Here is an 18,997-nt window from a genome sequence, read left to right as displayed (position 1 = left end):
TTTAACTTTAATCTTGTTGTTGGTTCCTATAATTGTAGTCAAAATCGGAGGTGATATTGTCATCGATGTCCTTAACAGTCTTTAGCCTATTAAAGGCATCATATTCATAATAGGATACGTTCTCCATCGCATCAGTGATACTAGTTAGCCCTATCATGGGCTTATAAGTATAGGTGGTTACCATGGCACTTGCCACTGCGGGATTCTCTCTAAGTTTGGAATTGAAACTTGCCCAAACTTGTTTTTGTGATGTAGTTTCCATATCACCAATATGCTGTACCAAATCTTCAATTGTGGATACACCTGCCGGTTTATTGGCCATATTGTTAATGGCCCATCCTATCGCACCGACTAAATCTGTATTGGAAATGTTTTCTCCTTTGGCTAATGGGTACATTTCATCATAACCCCAAACATAGGCTGTATTGGGGCCGGATTCCCTTGAAGCATCTTTTAGATTTAGATCGCTATCGTATTGAAAACTGGCAATGCTAGGTGCTGCATTTCCCTTTGAAATTTGTAATTGTGAAGGCATTACCGCTTGACCATTGTTTAGACTCGTGTATTCTCTTTCTTCACCAAGGATTTCATCCTTAACTGCCCCATGCTTTCTTTCAACCTCTTTCCGCATCACCACTGTAAATTGGTTATCATCTTCCAAATAATTGTATCCGGTTACAATTTGGTCCTTGGGATAATAGTAGGAGGTGTTAATAACTCCTCCTCTACTATCTGAAACAAGGGTTCTCCTAAGTAAGTAGTCCACGTTGGCGTCATAGTTGTTGGTGGTAATTCTTGAAATGGTCTTTTGCAAAGAAGGGAAATGTTCTTTTTGTGATATAGAATCTACTCCTCCCACAAATCCCTGTGCATAAGCAGTTCTTTTTCTAAGCGCAGAAAGTGAGTTGCTAAAACATGTTATATAACCATAATTGGTAGCATTTGGACATATTGTATTACTTGTGTATTCATTGTTTTGCAGATATTTTAACCGCACCGCAGTTCCATCTACATCCTCAACGGCAATAATTTTGTCTTGGAAACTTTCATCTTGATACACCACCATACTATTGACAGCATAGTTTTGGGTCTCAAAATGGTGCCTGTATTCCTCTACTAATAAACTATCTGATACATCATATACATACTTCTCTCTTTGTTGCCCAATTCTTAACCAACTGGTATAATTATTCTCAAAGGGAAAACTTGAATTTGGCAAAACCCCTGTATTGCCGATATTGTACTTATAGCGGATATGCCCAATTGTTTCTGGGTTTAAAACATCCGAATTCTGAACAATTTCCTTTACCGAACTGTATGTTACAAAAGGTTGATCTCCTCTTGGAGAATTAACCATTCTAACCAATTGGTTAGACGGTTTCAAGTAGTACAAGGTTGGATAATAGTTTATAACTCCTGTGCTTCTACCGTCTTCATCTTCATATTCAAAGGATTTTCTTGATACTCTTTTGCCATCCCTGGTATACTCAGAAATAGATGAAATTCGATTGCCTCCTATATTATCATTTATAAATTCAGTGGTGGTCACAGGCCTGTAAACATTGATACTGGTTGAACCATACCCAGTGAAGTTATCATCCAACAGCAATAATAATTTATAGTCCCCTTGCTCAAAATCAATTGATTCTGTAATATAGCTTGAGTGCCAGACAGCATTCCCAATGTTCTGATAAAAATCACAGTAATGATTGTAGTCTGAAGTTCCATCATCTTTCATAATATATGCCTCTGCATTTCCATAGGCGACGAAGTCAACCAGAAATTTGTTTACTCCGGTATATGGCACTGTGAAAGACTTGATTAAAATTTTAGGCATTTCATAGTCCAAATATTCATCATCACAATAGATTGCAGAATTAATCACATATAATTCGGGTGTTGTGGGGCTACCGGAGTTAAGTGATTCGCCGACCAAGCCCTGAGTTGTTTCTTCAGATATAGAATGATATGCTGTATGACCTTCATACGAAAATTGGGTCTTACCCCCTGTAGGATAAACTATACTGCTCAAAAGACCTTTTGAGCTGTAATTACTATCAGGTTCTCGATCCGCACCTTCAAAAAATTTGTCATCTAATTCTACTTTGGTATAGAGTGTAGTATTATTCCCTTTCCCATTATAAAGCCCCAGGTAATCCTGTGCTTTTGAACCTCTTGGTGGGACTACATCGGGACTTATATAATCAAAGCGGAACTTTTCATAGACCACGTCATCATTTCCCTTAATTCCCAAACTATCCAATTTCAAGCGAATCTCATTAGCATCTTTTTCCCAAGGATTATTCACACCGTCCATGTTGAAATATCCATAGTAAAAATCCACTTCCTTTATTTCATCACTAGTAGTGTTATAAAAGGTTATTTGATCTAAGGCAGAATCAATATCTGTATCATAGCGAACACCTAATTGTAGGGTAGCCACATTAAATCCGTTATATTGAATGCCAGTTAGAAACTGTTGCGATAAATAGTAAGTAGAGGCAGTCCCAAAACTACTGCCGTTTGGCTCTTCATAGTAATTGATGCCAGGGTAAATCGGGTTAAATACAAGGCTTGCAGATGAAGCAAACAAATCCATTTGTCTCCTATCAAACCATGTATATGTGAAGTCAAAAACATCTTTTCCGTTGGGAGAAACCATTTCAGTGAGCATCCAAGTTGAATAGTATTTAATAAGTACAGCTCCAGTTTGCCCTACATCGTTCAAATGATTTTCAGTAGTTTCAACCACTCGGTCAAAAATGTAGACCCTTCCATCTTCTCCTGTAATGGTCCATTTTTCGATTTCTCTCGGAGTGGTGTCTTTTTCAATTGTAATCTTTACCCTTGGGTTTTCCAACATTTTAGGCTCCATGTTAAGCTCAGGGTCAAAAACAATCGTACCGGACAAACCGGGAACATTAACAGAAAAATAATCCAATTGTGTATCAATACTATTTGTGTTTACATCTTCTAAAAAGGAAAAATAATTTTGAGCTGTGGTCAAATTTGGAAATTGATTGGTGTAGTTTTTAAATTCAGCCATCTTTGCTCTCACAGTGGAGTCGCGAAGAGTGACATATACATTTCCTGTATTGATATATTCATCAGGTAATCCATTGACTATTCTACTAATACGGCCGCCTGCGACTAAGTTCCATCCCGCACCGGTCCAGGTAGCCAATTCGTCAACTCTTATACCTGTTGCATCATATGTCAAAAAAATGGGCAGCTCCATTTCCCTCCCCTTAATAGTGTGGATGGGGACCTTTATATCTGGAGTTCCATTATATAGGTTAGCACTCATATTCCCATAGCGTTCAAATGCCATGGATTCCGGTGAATTTGGGATATTTGCAATCCTATCTAATTCATTTTCGTAATCGATGCCACTGGTTTGTGCCAACAATGAGGTATTGAAGGCAACAGCAGTTAAAACCAGCACAATTACCATGGCTTTTCTAAAAAAAATAATGCTGTATGTTTTCATTATTTGTTGTTTTTTGTTCATTACTTTAAAACCAATTTTATTGCCACCTAAATCAAAAAAGACAAGGCTACGCCATTGAGAAATGTTTTTCTCACATCAAAAATGATTCAATTTTAGGTCTGGAAATTTATTTAACCTTTATGGGTAATATTTGGTTCCGCAGCTTCTTCATCTCTATCTGTTGCTCTTCCAATAATTGTTGTTGTTTGATAACATGCAAGGTCAACTCCTCAATCTTTTCCAAAAGCAGTCGGTTCATGTTTCCTAGCTCCACGCCATTTTCCTCAACTTCCTTAGCTGAAGGAATGTTGGGCAGGTGGCCCTTCTCTTCAATGTGCTTTTTGATTTCATCCAAAGTTGGGAGATCATAATCCTTGGTAAAGACATAATCCGGCCAGGTATCTTGGTCCACACGTATTTCTCGGGTACGAATATTTCCCTCTACCGCAAGTTTATAACCGCTTGGAACGGAAGTCGTACCAATTGCAACTTCACCTGTATAACTGGCCGTGGAACCAGATTCTGTCCACACCGAACTGCCTCCACCTGAACCAGCATTGGTGGTAACCGAAACAGCATTACTAGGTGAACTCTCAATGGCTGCGGCATCCAATGCTCTTACGGTAAAACTATAGCTTGTGGAAGCTGTCAGCCCCGTGACCTGATAGCTACTTACTGTACCAAGAGTAATCTCCAAAACACCATCTTTGAAAACTTTATAACCCGTGACTCCAACATTGTCTGTGGCACCGCTCCAAGATAAGTTTGCTGTCGTATCGGTCTGTCCGGAACTGGACAATGTTGGCGCTGTTGGTGCTTGCGTATCCGCTGAACTGTTGGTTGTCACAGATACCGCATTACTTGGAGCACTCTCATTCGTTGCCGCATCCAATGCAGTCACTGTAAAACTATAGGTAGTGGACGCTGTCAGCCCAGTGACCTGATACGTACTTACAGTACCAAGAGTGGCCTCCAAAACACCGTCCTTAAAAACCTTATACCCAGTGACCCCAACATTATCGGTGGCGCCACTCCACGAAAGGTCGGCGGTTGTAACTGCATGGCCCGTACTTGATAGTGTGGGGGCTGTGGGATTCTGGGTGTCGGGAGTGGGCTTTGTAAACGTAATTGTGAACACGTCATCTCCAAGCTCGGTTCCTGTTCCGCTACTTCCACTCCAATACTGAATGGTAAACGTGATAGCCGTATCCAAATAGTTCGGCAAGGTAAGCCAACTAAAAAAACCTTCTGCTTCATTGTCCTTTTGATACGCATAGGGGGCTACATTTTCGGTGTTGTCCACTCCAATACTCGTGGTGAAGGTCACACTCGATACGGAAGCTGGCACAGGAGGTACCGCTTCTATATTAAGGCTGTCCCCAACCACGTTCAAATCATAGGTGGAACTGTTCGTAATATTCAAAATTTCCTGATCGGTCAGGGAATTGTACAATTTAATGGTCCCATAGTCGATTTGGGCCTTGACACTAAAGGCACAAAAAAATAGGACCAATACAAGGCCCTTTGAAAAGAGATTTCTCATGATAAGATTTGGGTTTTTTAAATGGGTTCTAACAGAGGTGTTTTCAATGAACACCTTTAGAAAAATAGGTTTCATAAGTAGGTTAATGTTACGTATTTCGTTTTTGGCCGATTTGGGAGTGACCGTTCCAAACATATAAATGATTTTCAAATGTTTAACAATATTTTTCTTTTTTTCGTTGAATTACATTATTTCAATAATTATTTTATTTTATTATATTTTTTGTATAATATTCCTACTTTTTTTAAGTTATTTCTACTACCAAATCTGTTTTGACCACGTATGACTCTACAATTCTTCAACCAAAAACTTAAGGCCCTGAACCTTCAGGAAACCTTGATCGTCCTGGCCATTATCGGTATACTGCTCTTGCTTGCCCTGCCCAACTTGATGCCCCTGATATCCAAGGCCAAAAGTATTGAAGCACAGACCCAATTAAAGGCTCTTTACAATTCCCAGACAACTTATCGGTATCTGTACAGTAAGTACACCCTTGATATGAACGAACTGGATTTTGTGGCCCCAAAAACGGTAAAGGAAAATGGCACTGCCAATTATAGGTACGAAATTGTATCGGCCACAAATGCCTCATTTAAGGCAAGGGCCGAGGCCATCACGGATTTTGATGGTGATGGAATTCTCAATGTTTGGGAAATCGATGAAAATGGCAATCCCAAACAGCTTATCAAAGATTGATGGTGGTAATCCTAGAACTCCTTACTATGGCAGGGTGCTCCATAATAGCCTTTCAAGATTTTAGAGAAAGGGCTGTACTCTGGATATGCTTTCCAATCGTTGCCCTATTGTTGGCCGGCATCCATATATCCCATGTGGGGACCAATGCTTTTGTGTTTTTTGTAGCATGCAATGTCATCTTGGTCAGTTGTGTACTATTGATATTGTTCCTGGTCACCAAATACATCTTCAAAAAAGATTTCTTGGACGTCAGTTTTGGATCGGGTGACATGCTCTTTATGTTCGCCTTTGCCTTAGGATTTCCCACAGTGACCTTTATCCTGCTCTTTGTGGGTTCCATTTGCTTTTCCCTGATCGCCTTTGCCTTCCTTCGACTGATTAAAAAAGCTGAAACAGTACCCTTGGCAGGACTTATGGGAATTTATTTGATCGCTATTATCCTATTGGCCCATCTACCGTTTTCACCATCCCTATATATCCTATAAATGCAACAAACCGATTATAAAATACCTCCCAATCTACAGCAGTTCATCTCTGCCGACCAAGCCTTTCATTATAGGGTGGTCCCTGTATCAAAAGGTGAACATGGGCTGGTGCTGAAGACCGACAGCACTTCACTGCAAGAACTCTTGGCCGAGTTGAACATTGTCTTGGATTCACAGGTGTCATTGGAACAATGTGCCCCCGAAGAGCTCCAACAATACCTGACCACAAACTATAGGCAACGGAAGCAGCAGGGCACCGATCAGCTGACATATACCAACGACTTTTTGGAAAAGATGCTCCTTGAGGCCAAGGCCATTGGCAGTAGTGATATCCATTTTGAGCCCTATGAGAACACGTGCAGAGTACGGTTGCGGTTGGATGGAAAACTACTGGAATACTATTCCATTCCCCTTCCGGACTACCCCACCATGGTCAACAAAATAAAGATCAGGGCCAATCTTGACATCGCGGAGAAAAGATTGCCGCAGGACGGTCGTATCTCCATAAACTCCAATGGGGAGGAATTCGATATCCGGGTTTCCTCCCTGCCCACCCTGCATGGTGAGAAGTTGGTGCTCCGGATATTGAGCCGGGATACGGGAACAGTGAACCTTGATGACCTTGGAATGACCGAAATGGAACTGACCCGATATAAGGAAGGGATCAAAAAACCCAACGGCATTGTTTTGATATCGGGCCCAACGGGTTCCGGTAAGACCACGACCCTATATGCCACACTGAAATTGTTGAACAACGGTTCCACCAACATCCTTACCATTGAGGACCCGATTGAATATACCCTTGAGGGTATCAACCAGGTTCAGTTAAAGGAAAACATTGGGTTGGACTTTGCGAGCTCCCTCCGGACCTTTTTGAGACAGGATCCGGACATTATCATGGTCGGGGAGATCAGGGATGTAAAAACGGCCAACATGGCCATCAGGGCCGCATTGACCGGTCATTTGGTACTGTCCACTATACATACGAATTCAGCATGGGCCACCATTTCAAGATTGATCGACATGGGGGTTCCCCCTTTTCTCATCGCTAGTACCTTGAACATGAGCGTTGCCCAACGTTTGGTGCGTAAGCTTTGCAGCCATTGTAAACAAAAGAAATCCATTGATAAAAATATGTTCCCAGCCAATTTTTCCATTCCCAATGACCTGGCCCATCATTACATTCCCGTGGGATGTAACCATTGTCACCATACCGGATATGATGGACGAAAGGCCATTTATGAAATATTGCCCGTGGACAAAAAACTGGAACCATCCATCAAGAACAACGAACTGGAGATTGACCAGTATATCCAGGAAAATGGCCTATCCACCTTAAAGACCAACGCTATTGACCTATTAGGACAAGGGATAACGTCGATTGAGGAAATCTATCCCCTGCTAAGCAATTGATACATGAAAAAAACCATTACCATACTCATATTTTTTATTGGATCTCTGGTCTTTGCCCAATATGGGAACGACCGGATCCAGACCATCAAGAACAATCTGGAAGTTCTTGCTGTGGACAATCCATCCTACAATGAGACCCTAAAACTGGAGGTCAACGTTTCCAACGTGACCCTTCCCAATTTTCTGATTGCCGTTTCCAAGGTCCATAATCTTAATCTGAGTGTGTCCAATGATATTGCCAATATCACCATTGTCAACAATTTTTCCAATGTGACCATTTCCGACCTAATGGTCTTTCTGTGTAAGGAATACAACCTGACCATAGACTTCACGGGAAGCATCTTGGCCATAAAGCGCTTTATCCCTCCTCAACCAGAAGTTGTTGAAAAAACATTTTTGGTCCAATTGGATCCTACAACCCAACATATCTCCCTTGATGTGAACGACATTCAATTGGAACGGGTTTTCCGAAGGATCATGGACAGCTCTGGAAAGAATTTGCTATATGCCAACAATCTAAAGAACAAGCCACTGAACATCTACTTGAACAACGTTCCCTTTGATACGGCCATGGAGAAGATCGCCCAGTTGAACGGTCTCTCCCATTCAAAATCAAGGGATGGGTTTTTCCTGTTCAGTGCATTGGAAGCACAAGATGGTGCTTTCAAGGCCCAGAGACTTAAAAAGGGCATGTACTATGAAGTTTTGGACACGGTCAACAAGATCCTCAATGTGGATTTCAATGATTCCCCGGTTTCCAATATTGTAGAATCATTGGCTTTGGACCTTAAATTGGATGTCTATACCGCCACCCCTTTGGAACAGGCAGGAAAAGTGACCTTCAATGCCAAGAACATTTATTTTGATGACCTCTTGACCCACATTTTTGAGAGCCAACAAAAGAGCCAGCCCATGGACACCAACGAAAACAAACAAAATGGACGTCCAAGGCCCAGAAGCAATCCAAATACCAATAATGGACAGGATGCCCAGTTGTCCACAAACTTTACCTTCAAAAAGGAAAACAACATCTACTTTTTTGGGACCGCGGACCAACTCAGTTTGCGGAAGGTGGAGATTGTACAGATGATGCACCGGTCCGTGGAACTGTTAAGTGACCCCACATCCTATTCAGGGGGGTACCGTACCGCCGGGAGGACCAATACGGGGAATGTGAACTATATTTCCAACAATCAGGGCTCCAATTTTCAGGGTGGGTCCCAGAACTACAATAACCAAAGGACCATCAATACCCAGGGCAATGGATTTGGCAACTACCAGGATACCGCAGAGGCCCTTGTGAATATTCTGCCTGATGAGATCAAGTCCGAACTGGACATAAAAGTGGATTTTGAGCTCAATAGCTTCTTTGTCAGTGGTCCATCGGCCAACATTGAACGCTTCAAGAACTTTATTGCCGAGATTGACAGGCCCGTCCCGGTTGTGCTCATCGAGGTGATGATCATCGAGGTCAGAAAATCATCCATTGTGGAGACGGGTATAAGTTGGGGTATCGGGGAAGAGCCCGTGGAGACCCAAGGCAACCTATTTCCCCGTGCCGATCTCACCCTTGGGGCCAAAACGGTCAACAAGGTGATCGGTGGTTTTGATGGTTTTGGTTCCTTCAATATTGGCAGGGTCGTACCTGAATTTTTTGCCACCATAAAGGCCTTGGAGGAAAACGGGAACATCAAGATACGGTCGACCCCTAAATTATCCACTTTGAACGGCCATAGGGCAAACCTTTCCATTGGTGAGACCACCTATTATGTGATCACCAACCAGAACTTTTTTGGGTCTCAGGTGCCCACCACCTCGGAAATACGGAACTATGCCCCTATTGATGCCGAGTTGGGGGTGAGCATAAAGCCCTTGGTCTCCGGGGACGGTCAGGTGACCTTGGACATCAACGTGATCCAATCGGATTTCAGTGGTGAACGGATCGAGGAGGACGCCCCTCCCGGGTTGACCTCAAGGGAATTCAGTTCCATCATACGGATGCAGAACCAAGATCTGGCCATATTGGGCGGGCTTGAGGAAAAGATCAAAAATGACTCGGGAAGCGGTGTTCCCTTTTTGGCCCGAATCCCCGTGATAAAATGGTTGTTCAGTGAACGAAAGCGTGAGGATACCAAACAGAAATTGACGATTTTGATAAAACCCACTGTCATTTACTAAATGTGAAGCACTGGTTCCAAAACATACGCGAAGGTTGCACATTTCAAGGACTGGAAGTCTTTGAAGTGGACAATACTGCCTTCTTCTCATTGTTAAATGTCAAAAGAACAAAGAGCGAACTTGTAACTGTTTATGAGGGACTTTTTGAAAACCTTGAAGAATTGGTTTCATATGTCAATAAAAAGCAGCCTTTGCTCTTGACCATAAACACCGCTAAGGTCCTCAAGAAACAAATCCCTCTTGATATAAAAGGCACTCCCGAACAATGGGTGTCCATTGCCTTTCCAAATCTGTCCTTGGAAAATTTTTATTATGAAGTATTGGACAGCAAGGAACTCAGGGTGGTTTCCCTTAGCAAAAAAGAACATATCGTTCACTTCTTGGAAACATTGCAGAGCCATGGCATTATTCCCTGTTCCGTTTCATTGGGTGTTTCCGGTATTGGCAATTGCCTGTCCTATTTTACAGAGACCACTGTGCGGGGTTCCAATTTTGAGCTTTCCAAACATGGAGGTTCCGAAGTTGCTATGGATGTAATAAATTCAACTCGGAAAGCCCGCCTGGAACTTAATGGTCTTACCTTATCCAACATTAGCCTTCTATCCTTTTCCAATATATTGGGCCATCTGGGAAAGGTACCAAAAGCCTCCAATTTGTTGTCCTTTAATGAAGAGCTTGGAAATAATTTTCAAAACAGTCGTCTTTTTGACGTGAGTGTAAAATGGGGATTGGGGATTTTCCTGGCAATCCTGCTCTCAAACTTTTTGTTGTTTTCCCATTACCATAACAAGACCATGGGAATGGAAACACTGGCAAGCATAGAACAGCAAAATAACACCCTTAAAATCTTAAAGTCCAAGGTTGTTGAAAAGGAGAACAGGTTAAAGACCCTCTTAGGGTCCGCCTCATCAAGTTCCACTTACTATTTGGACCAAATTGCCAAAGAACTGCCCAATAGCATACTGTTGGAAAATATGGACTATCAACCCCTATCAAAGCCAGTACGGGACAACAACGTGATTGAGGTTTTGGAGCATGTTATCATGGTGGCCGGAAACTCCAATGACAAAACAGAGTTTTCCCAATGGACAGAGTCGTTGGAAACCAAGAGTTGGGTGGACAAAGTGGAAATTATCGGTTATGAATATGTCACCAAATCCATGGATAGTTTCACCCTAAAAATCACATCCAATGAAGTTGAGCAATAAAAACAAGATTTTACTGGGTGGTTTCGTGGTGCTGCTCCTCTTCAGTTATCATTTGGCGATAAAAAAAACATTGTTGCTTCGAAGTGATTATCTCTCCAACATGGAGAAACATGAGCTTGTCCAGAACTTACCAATGGAACTATCCGCACTGTCCCAAAAGGATAAGCAGCTTGATGCACAATTTAGGGAACTCGACCTGGGCTCTTCCAACTTTCAGAACGACCTATTAAAATTCTTGAACGAGAACGCCTCTTCCAATGAGGTAAAAATGGTCCAGTTCAACGCTCCGCACACTATTGAAAGCAACAACACGAATATCAAGACCTACATCTTTGTTCTAGAGGGTTCTTTCAGTGAAATATTGAAGGTGGTCCATGCCATTGAAAGCCGAGGAAATTTTGGGGCCATCTCCCATATGGGTTTTGAGAAGAAAAGGGATTATAGATCGGGGAGATCCTCATTGCAGTCAACAGTGCATCTACAGCTAATGGAATAGTTTTTCCACAATAATCCCCAGTACAACACCGAGCTCCTGAATATAAGGCCTAAAGTGGGCCAATTATATCCCTTAGATAAATTACGCTCATTTCTATATCTGCTCGGGAAGCCCATCCAATGTCCCATGCCCAAAGTCATTGAGTTGATTTGATTTTAATGTTCTCTTTTAAGGCTAACGACTCCCCTATGCCCAATAAAAATGAAACCACTTCCTGATATCTTAAATATTGACAGAAACGGATCTCATGAATTTCTTTCTTCCGGTTCTTGGCCACAATTGTGCTCAACCTTTTGTCAAATTCAGGCTGGCTCATGGTATTTATTTTGGTCTTGAGGTTTTTTTTAGTAGTACTCAACCCCTCAAAGACAATGCGCTTTCCAATTCCATCAATTGGGAAACCCATATCATCCATAAATAAGAGCACCTCGTTACTTTGCAAATAACTCAATGTCTTAGCTTCCTTTTATTGTAATGCCCCTACTCTGGGCAATAATGGGATTGATTTCTTCGGCAAAGTAAGCTGCGCTGAAAGGCTGTATCAAATTCAGCAACTGTCTCTTGGTCATCCGGTAAGAGACAAAGTCCAATAAGTACATAAAATTTTGGTATTGAATACTTAACCAATGTAAAAATACGAATAGATATTTTGTTGGGGATACTTTGGTGCTAACAAAACCAAAGACGGGATTTTCCGAATTAATTAGATATGAAGGTTATTTCATAAGTAAAACAAAATATTAACGGATAAATCCTATTCTTTTCAAATTGTTGGCGCACGGGAGAAAACCGTTAGATAAGAGTAAGCCAGATTCCCAGTATTAATGCTAAAAAACAACCTTTTAAAGTTGAATTTAAAACGGTGCTAAGTATGTTATGATATCGGTTATTCCATCCTGATTAAAATCGCCAAAAGCCAATTGACTTAGTGATTGTGTATGTGAAGTGAGCAGTGTCCATGGCTCAATCTCAGGTGCTTTATAATACCAGTCTTGGCCGTTAGTAGCCCTAAAGACATCCGTTCTTTCATCAGAATTAGGGTTGAAAGGGTAATCAAAATAATTAAAATCACCAAAAGCCAACTGGTCTAAAGTGTAGTTAGATGAAGCAATTTGCTCCCATTGTAAAGGTTCCATCCCAGAATAAGCAACATACCATTTACCATTATCAGTTTTAAATACATCCGTTTTACCATCTCCGTTAAAGTCACCGAAAGCTAAATCACCAAGTGCTTCAGGCAGGGACGCAATTAATGTCCATGGTTGCCCAATTCCTGGATACTTCACATACCAATCTTTACCATTGGTAGCTCTAAAAACATCTGTCTTACCGTCACCATTAAAGTCACCAAATGCCAACTGGCTCAAGGTATAGTTTGAGGAAGCAATCTGAGTCCAAGATCCTGAACCTGAATAAGACACGTACCATTTTCCGTTATCTGTTTTAAAAACATCTGTTTCTCCATCTCCATCAAAGTCACCAAATGCTACATCATCAATTAACTCACCCAAAGAATTAATCACCGTTCCGCTAAATGAGGTGGTAGTTCCGAACTGATTTGAAAACTCATATAGCACCCATTCGCTTCCAGTAAAATCAATAATGCCAAAATTGGAAGTGAACTTTCCTAATCCAAGATCTTGTATACCACCAATATCAACCGTTGCAAACCTGTACCATTCACTTCTCCCGCCCCAACTTATATATATACCATTATTGCTCTCTGAGAAACTATTATTTCTTGATTGAAAATTTCCAAAATTCTTTTTCTGTCTCACTGCTTTTTCTTCATTTTCATAGTCTAAAAAACTATTGTCTTCGATTAAACAACCGATTTTCGGAATACCTCTTATGGCAATTGCTGGTTTATGGTCGCTGCCGATAAATAAGTTATCATGAATCCATATATTCCCACCTGCTTGCCCTCCAGTGTCATTAGAGTTGCCGCCATGCATATCAACCCCTTGCGAATACATACCGTTCATGTCGAAGGTATTATTTGCGGCTTCGTAGCCATCATAATTACCCAAGCTGTCGGAATTTCCTCTGCCTGCAATATGATGCCGGTTTAACTGAAAAAAATTATTAGTGATAGTAGCAAACGAACCATCCCTAAAGTGGACTCCATAAGCTCTATTATCTGCTCTGTTATTTTTTATACAGTTATTGTTAATAGAAGCATTTTTAGAACCGAATAATTTTATTGCAGTGTTACTCCAACCTGTCAAGAGACTTTGTTCAATTGTAAAATTATCAGAGTTATTTACCTTTATACCAATCCAATAAAACTCATCACCGTTATCCTCATTATCCTCTGGAGGATTATTTGCCACAGTATCGGCTTTGGAATTTGGATATGGTCCTATAACCTGTATTCCTTGAATACTAACATTGCTTCCAACAATTTCAAATAAAGTGCCTTCAGAAGTAACCCCTTCCTGGACAGCTATTTTTGCTCCAGTTCCATTACACCCAGAATTTGAGCCACCTCCATTTATAGAAACATTTGAAGGAATTTGGAAAGGAATGGAATCACTTGAATCTAAATCAATAACTAGACTGGTATTAAGTATAATACTGTCACCGCTTGCAATGCTATCAGTAAAGTATGAAATAAAATGCTCACTCGAATTAATGGTTATAGTATTAAGTTTGACTTTGGAATGATAAACATTTGAATCATTCGTGAAAGATTCGCCACTTTCCGGAACAACGTCAGGTCTACTACATGAGAGTGCTAGGAAGATAACACAGACTTTGATAATTCTTGACATGGTTATTTTTTTTGTTAATGAAATAAATATAAAATCAGTTATTTCTTTTTTATTAGAGCTGAAAATTTAGGTTAAGTATTGAGCAGAACGCTTTTACAAGTGTAATAAAAATAATTCCTTTTCTTAAACTTTAGATAATAACACATAATTACTTTGCAAATAACTCAATGTCTTTGCTTCGTTTAATGTAATACCTCTGCTCTGGGTTATAATGGGGTTGATTTCTTCGGCAAAGTATGCTGCACTGAAGGGCTGTATCAAACTCAATAACTGTCTCTTCGTCATTCTGTAAGAGGCAAAGTCCAATAATCACATAAAATTTTGGTGTTGAATACTTGGCCAAAACAAAAGTACAAATAGGTATTTTGTTAGTGATACTTTGGCACTAACAAAACTAAAGACGGGAAATCCCGTCTTATAAGATTCTAAGAATTCTCGAATGTTAAGTCACAACAATTGTAAGTGGAGAACCTTTAATTACGAAAAAATCGTATTTGGTCATGGCCGTACCACATACGGTTTTCTTCGTATGTAAATAGGGTGTAATAAAAATCCGTTGAATCACATAGAGGTAAATCAATGCCGAAATCCTCGTTATCCAACGGAGATTGCAAATATTAGGTTTAAAATGGGAGGTCCCATCTTTAAAACTTTACCGCATGATAAATTTGATGGGGATAGGGGCATCTGGGCTCAAACGTTCAACCTTTCACCAAATACATGTATTTTTAAATACCCACTTTTCTCGGTATTTAAACCTTCATTTAACCTAGATAAATGCCCAGATGTTCATTTCAAGAACTCAAATCCATCAAACTGCTCACCTTTTTCACCTATAAGCACTGATGTTTGAAAAGGCAGGGTAGCTATATCCTTGGTCCACTTTTCCATGTAATAGCTCATTTTCTAATTGGGTAGAATTCTACCCATTTATAGGTCTAAACAAGGTTTTCAAAAAGTTATCTCTTCTCCTTTAAAAGGATTCCAAGCTATTTTAAGAACGCTGCCAGATAATCCCCATAACTGTTATATGTGGTCTCCTTTACAAAGGGTTTTTTGTTCTCAAGTGCAGTTTTGAAGCTTTCCTCGACGGAACCAACGGGCAGCTTATTTGCCGAGTCTTTTTCAAAGGGGTTATACCCTTCTGCTAGTATTCTCTTTGTTACGTTAAGGAGCGTTTTACCCTCCAACTTTCTTGAGCTGACAAGTTTTTACCGTATTGATGCCCTAATATACCTTGAGTGGGCGTTTATCCATTTTTCCCGTCTCAGGGTTCCTGAAGTAGAAATAAATGTACCACCTTTTGGTGATATCCGGTTTTCCATCCTTGGTCTTGGGAATATAAAGTTTTGGTTCTGAGTACATCTTGACGGCCATCTTTGACAAGATAGTAATATACTCGTTTACATGCTCGCTTTTGCCCTTTAGTATACTATTCTTAATGGCAAAAGGGATTTAAAAGAACACAAAAGCCCCTGTAAATACAGAGGCTCTGGGATATTGGGTGGAAGACCGGGTTCGAACCGGCGACCTCTGGAACCACAATCCAGCGCTCTAACCAGCTGAGCTACAACCACCATGTAAAGTTGACCTGCCAAAAAAGACCAATGCCAAATTTCGTTCAGGCGGGTGCAAAAATACTTCTTTGTATTGATTCAACCAAAAGATTTTAATACTTCCTAAAAGGAATCGTAACTTTTTTGAAATAGATGTTCATCCCATATTTTCTTCTATAAAAATGTAGTAGTAACCTAAACCCCACTTTTGGTATAAAACATCGATAAAATACATGCTTTGTCAGATAAAACACATATTTTTTAGCTTTTCACAACATTTAATTCTCCGAATACCACTACGAAAGTATTTTTACACTCAGTAGATTTAGAGAAAAATGCCTCAACCAAAAGCATGTGCTTTACGCCATAAATTATTGCTTGGAAAGACACTCCTATTCCTTTGCATACTTCCTATGGTCTGCCCAATACAAACGCAGGCGCAGCTTACCAAAAAGGACAGCCTCACCTACAAATTAAAGCGCTTGGAGTCTACCAATCGTTTTAATCCTAAGGATACAACGCATATAAAACTGCTGGTAAATCTTGCCTTTTCATACCAATACATAGACAACGACAGCTTACGTTCCATTGCAGAGCGTGTTCTGGATTTAAGCAAGGGCATAGACTATAAAGGGGGCGAGGTCGATGCATTGCGTGCCCTTGGCACCTATTATTATAATGTTGGGAATCGAAAAAAATCCATGCCTATATTTGAAAATGCCCTGGCATTGGCCATGGAAATTGATGATAAAAGATCAGAACTTGACATCATTAATACCTTGGCCCAAAACTACAGTTATGAAGGCAATTATGCAGAAGCTCTTAACCTTAACCTGAAAGGAATAGATATTGCCAAACAAATTGACTGCAATGAAATGCTTTCAATTCTCAATGAAAACATTGCCAGCCTTTATGCGGAGCAAAAAGATTTTAAAAATGCATTGATTTTTTATGATACTGTTCAGAAAATCAATCGTAAAATAGGTGATGAAATCATAGATGCCGAAACCCAAAGCAACTTGGCCTCACTGTACAAGGATGCCAAGGACTTTAAACATGCCATGTTCAATGTCAATCAGAGCATCAACACATTTGAAAAGAACAAAATATACGATTGGTTGGCGTATGCCTATGAAGTAAAAGGAGACATCTATCTAGAACAAGAAAAATACCAATGGGCCTTGTATTGGTACGACCAGAGTAACATGCTCTTCAAAAACCAGATTGAGGATGACAGGATACGTATACAATTGTTGAACGGAATGGCCAAAGTTCATCTGGGACTGGAAAGGGATAGCTTGTCCATGATCTATGCGGAAGAAGGACTGGAGTTATCCAAAAAGATAAAATCCCTACAAGGACAAATAGATTGTTCTGAAACCTTGTACAAACTTCATAAAAAACGTGGAAACCACATTGCCTCCCTTTCCTATCTTGAAGTATTCAAAAAATTGTCCGACTCCTTGTTCAAGGACAAGAACAAACAGAGTTTGTCACTCTTGGAAACTAAACTGCAATATGAACAAGAAAAACAGGAACTCATTGAATCCAACGAAGAGGCACTGGCCAAACAACGGAATTACATTTATTTTTCCATTATCATATTGCTTATTCTCAGCATCATCATACTTGTAATTCGACGTAGCGAAAAAATTCAGAAAAAGCTCAACATTGAGCTTAAGGAAAAATCCCAGGCAATAGGTGAAAGAGAAGCGCAACTTAACGAAATTAACAGGACCAAGACTAAACTCTTCTCCATAATCGGGCATGATCTTAGGGGCCCCATTGGAGGGCTACAAGGACTTCTAAAGTTGTTCACTGACGGGGAGATTACCAAAAATGAGTTTATTTCATTTATCCCCAAACTAAAAGCCGATGTTGAAAATATTTCATTCACGCTCAACAATTTGTTGACATGGGGGCAAAACCAACTCAATGGGGTTGTGACCAAACCCAAAAGAATATCGTTGAACAAAATTGTGGAAACCAATATTCAATTATTGACAGAGCTGGCGCACAGCAAATCCATAAAAATCATAAACCAATTACCGGAAAACCCGCAGATTTGGGCTGATCAAAACCAAATTGACATTGTGGTAAGAAATTTGTTGAGCAACGCCATAAAATTTACCCCGGACAATGGATTGATCAATATTGAAGCAAAAGAAAAATCGGGCATGTGGCAGGTCACTGTGCGTGACACAGGAATTGGAATGAACAAGGAAATTCAAAAGAAAATCTTTGAAGATTCCACCAATATAACCACCTATGGCACCAATAACGAAAAAGGTACCGGTCTGGGGCTTTCCTTATGCAAGGAGATGATCTTAAAGAACAAAGGTGAGATTTGGGTGGAAAGTGTTCCGCGCAAAGGAACTTCTTTCTTCTTTACCTTGCCAAAGGCTGAACGAAAATATCAAAAAGCGAGTTGATCAGATCAGTTGGTCAAGATTATCCACAGCCACATAGCGTTCCACGGTAAATCCCTCGGCGTATTCCACACCTACCAGTCTCCCTAAATCCCGGGCTCGGTAAATGACACTATCAGTAAAATTTTTACTGCTGATGGGCGTTTCAGGTTCATCACTATTTGGATCATAGAATTGGGATTCATAGGCCAAAATAGCTTCCTTCTTTTTCTCGATAAATTCCGATACATCCACTACAAAATCGGGTTCCAGATTTTTCCATTGGATAAAATGGTAAACCCTTTTAGGACGCCATGGTTCCTGCCACGCATCATCCCCGTCCATTTGCGTATCAATTTTTACCAAACCGCTCAAAAAACAGGCATCACTCACCAGTTGGCTTCCTTTTCCATGGTCAATATGTCTATCCTCCACAGCATTGCACAAAACAACTTCGGGCCTATATTTTCTGATTATTTTGATGATTTCCAACTGGTGCCATTTGTCATTGATGAAAAAGCCATCGGCAAATTCCATGTTCTCCCGAACGGCCACCCCAAGAATTTTGGCTGCCTTGGCTGCTTCAGCATCCCTAATTTCCGCGGTTCCACGCGTACCCAATTCGCCTCGGGTCAAATCTACGATCCCCACTTTTTTTCCTCGGGCAACTTCTTTAGCAATGGTGGCACCCGCTCCAAGTTCGGCATCATCTGGATGGGCCCCGAACACTAAAATGTCTAATTTCATATG

13 protein-coding genes and 1 tRNA gene are annotated in these 18,997 nt (G+C 40.5%); 7 read left to right on the top strand and 7 right to left on the bottom strand.

The annotated features are described in order from the left end of the window. Positions 1 to 7 precede the first annotated feature (7 nt). Together FG28_RS15765 and FG28_RS20235 are read right to left on the bottom strand one after the other, a co-directional pair. Entirely contained in the window at positions 8 to 3,490 is a 3,483-nt protein-coding gene (locus tag FG28_RS15765; RefSeq protein ID WP_156102298.1) for a hypothetical protein, read from the bottom strand. A gap of 127 nt (positions 3,491 to 3,617) precedes the next feature. Next, on the bottom strand, positions 3,618 to 5,168 hold the full coding sequence (locus tag FG28_RS20235; RefSeq protein WP_051947409.1) for a fibronectin type III domain-containing protein: 1,551 nt from the start codon (positions 5,166 to 5,168) through the stop codon (positions 3,618 to 3,620). A 147-nt stretch (positions 5,169 to 5,315) separates the two neighbouring features. Here FG28_RS20235 and FG28_RS15755 point away from each other — a divergent pair, with 147 nt between their 5' ends. Genes FG28_RS15755 through FG28_RS15730 form a run of 6 tightly spaced genes read left to right on the top strand, consistent with a single transcriptional unit; the run spans position 5,316 to position 11,509 of the window. Then, the gene (locus tag FG28_RS15755; protein WP_036384451.1) at positions 5,316 to 5,729 is read left to right on the top strand and encodes a general secretion pathway protein GspG; all 414 of its coding nucleotides are present in this window, start codon (positions 5,316 to 5,318) and stop codon (positions 5,727 to 5,729) included. Beyond that, positions 5,729 to 6,214, top strand: a complete 486-nt coding sequence (locus FG28_RS15750; RefSeq protein WP_036384449.1) for a hypothetical protein — start codon at positions 5,729 to 5,731, stop codon at positions 6,212 to 6,214. Before FG28_RS15755 ends, FG28_RS15750 begins: the two co-directional genes overlap by 1 nt. Continuing rightward, positions 6,215 to 7,627 carry a GspE/PulE family protein gene (locus FG28_RS15745; RefSeq protein ID WP_036384447.1) on the top strand — a complete coding sequence of 471 codons (1,413 nt, stop codon included), beginning with the start codon at positions 6,215 to 6,217 and terminating at the stop codon, positions 7,625 to 7,627. It abuts the gene before it with no gap. A 3-nt stretch (positions 7,628 to 7,630) separates the two neighbouring features. Further along, positions 7,631 to 9,805 (top strand): type II secretion system protein GspD, encoded by a 2,175-nt coding sequence (locus FG28_RS15740; RefSeq protein WP_036384445.1) that lies wholly within the window; start codon positions 7,631 to 7,633, stop codon positions 9,803 to 9,805. Positions 9,806 to 9,807: 2 nt separating this feature from the next. Continuing rightward, positions 9,808 to 11,013, top strand: a complete 1,206-nt coding sequence (locus FG28_RS15735; RefSeq protein WP_036384443.1) for a hypothetical protein — start codon at positions 9,808 to 9,810, stop codon at positions 11,011 to 11,013. Beyond that, positions 10,997 to 11,509, top strand: coding sequence for a hypothetical protein (locus FG28_RS15730; RefSeq protein ID WP_036384441.1), 513 nt, complete (start codon positions 10,997 to 10,999; stop codon positions 11,507 to 11,509). The genes FG28_RS15735 and FG28_RS15730 overlap by 17 nt, the downstream gene beginning before the upstream one ends. A 136-nt stretch (positions 11,510 to 11,645) precedes the next feature. Here the strand turns inward: FG28_RS15730 and FG28_RS15725 are convergent, their stop codons facing one another. From FG28_RS15725 to FG28_RS15710, 4 genes are all read right to left on the bottom strand, one after another. Further along, positions 11,646 to 11,951: a hypothetical protein gene (locus tag FG28_RS15725; protein ID WP_156102297.1), complete on the bottom strand. Its 306-nt coding sequence runs from the start codon at positions 11,949 to 11,951 to the stop codon at positions 11,646 to 11,648. 13 nt (positions 11,952 to 11,964) lie between these two features. Further along, positions 11,965 to 12,108, bottom strand: a complete 144-nt coding sequence (locus FG28_RS20665; protein ID WP_156102296.1) for a hypothetical protein — start codon at positions 12,106 to 12,108, stop codon at positions 11,965 to 11,967. Positions 12,109 to 12,363: 255 nt separating this feature from the next. Next, positions 12,364 to 14,283, bottom strand: a complete 1,920-nt coding sequence (locus tag FG28_RS15720) for an FG-GAP-like repeat-containing protein (RefSeq protein WP_036384436.1) — start codon at positions 14,281 to 14,283, stop codon at positions 12,364 to 12,366. A 1,502-nt stretch (positions 14,284 to 15,785) separates the two neighbouring features. Next, positions 15,786 to 15,861, bottom strand: a tRNA-His gene (locus tag FG28_RS15710). Positions 15,862 to 16,174: 313 nt separating this feature from the next. Between FG28_RS15710 and FG28_RS15705 the strand changes: the two genes are divergently transcribed. Then, on the top strand, positions 16,175 to 18,271 hold the full coding sequence (locus tag FG28_RS15705) for a tetratricopeptide repeat-containing sensor histidine kinase (RefSeq protein WP_051947408.1): 2,097 nt from the start codon (positions 16,175 to 16,177) through the stop codon (positions 18,269 to 18,271). Here the strand turns inward: FG28_RS15705 and bshB1 are convergent, their stop codons facing one another. Then, complete coding sequence (gene bshB1 / locus FG28_RS15700; protein WP_036384430.1) at positions 18,272 to 18,994, bottom strand: bacillithiol biosynthesis deacetylase BshB1; 723 nt, start codon at positions 18,992 to 18,994, stop codon at positions 18,272 to 18,274. Positions 18,995 to 18,997 lie beyond the last annotated feature (3 nt).

It is taken from the genome of Muricauda sp. MAR_2010_75 (assembly GCF_000745185.1).
Classification (GTDB): Bacteria; Bacteroidota; Bacteroidia; order Flavobacteriales; family Flavobacteriaceae; genus Flagellimonas.
This window is presented reverse-complemented; position numbering and strand designations above follow the sequence as displayed.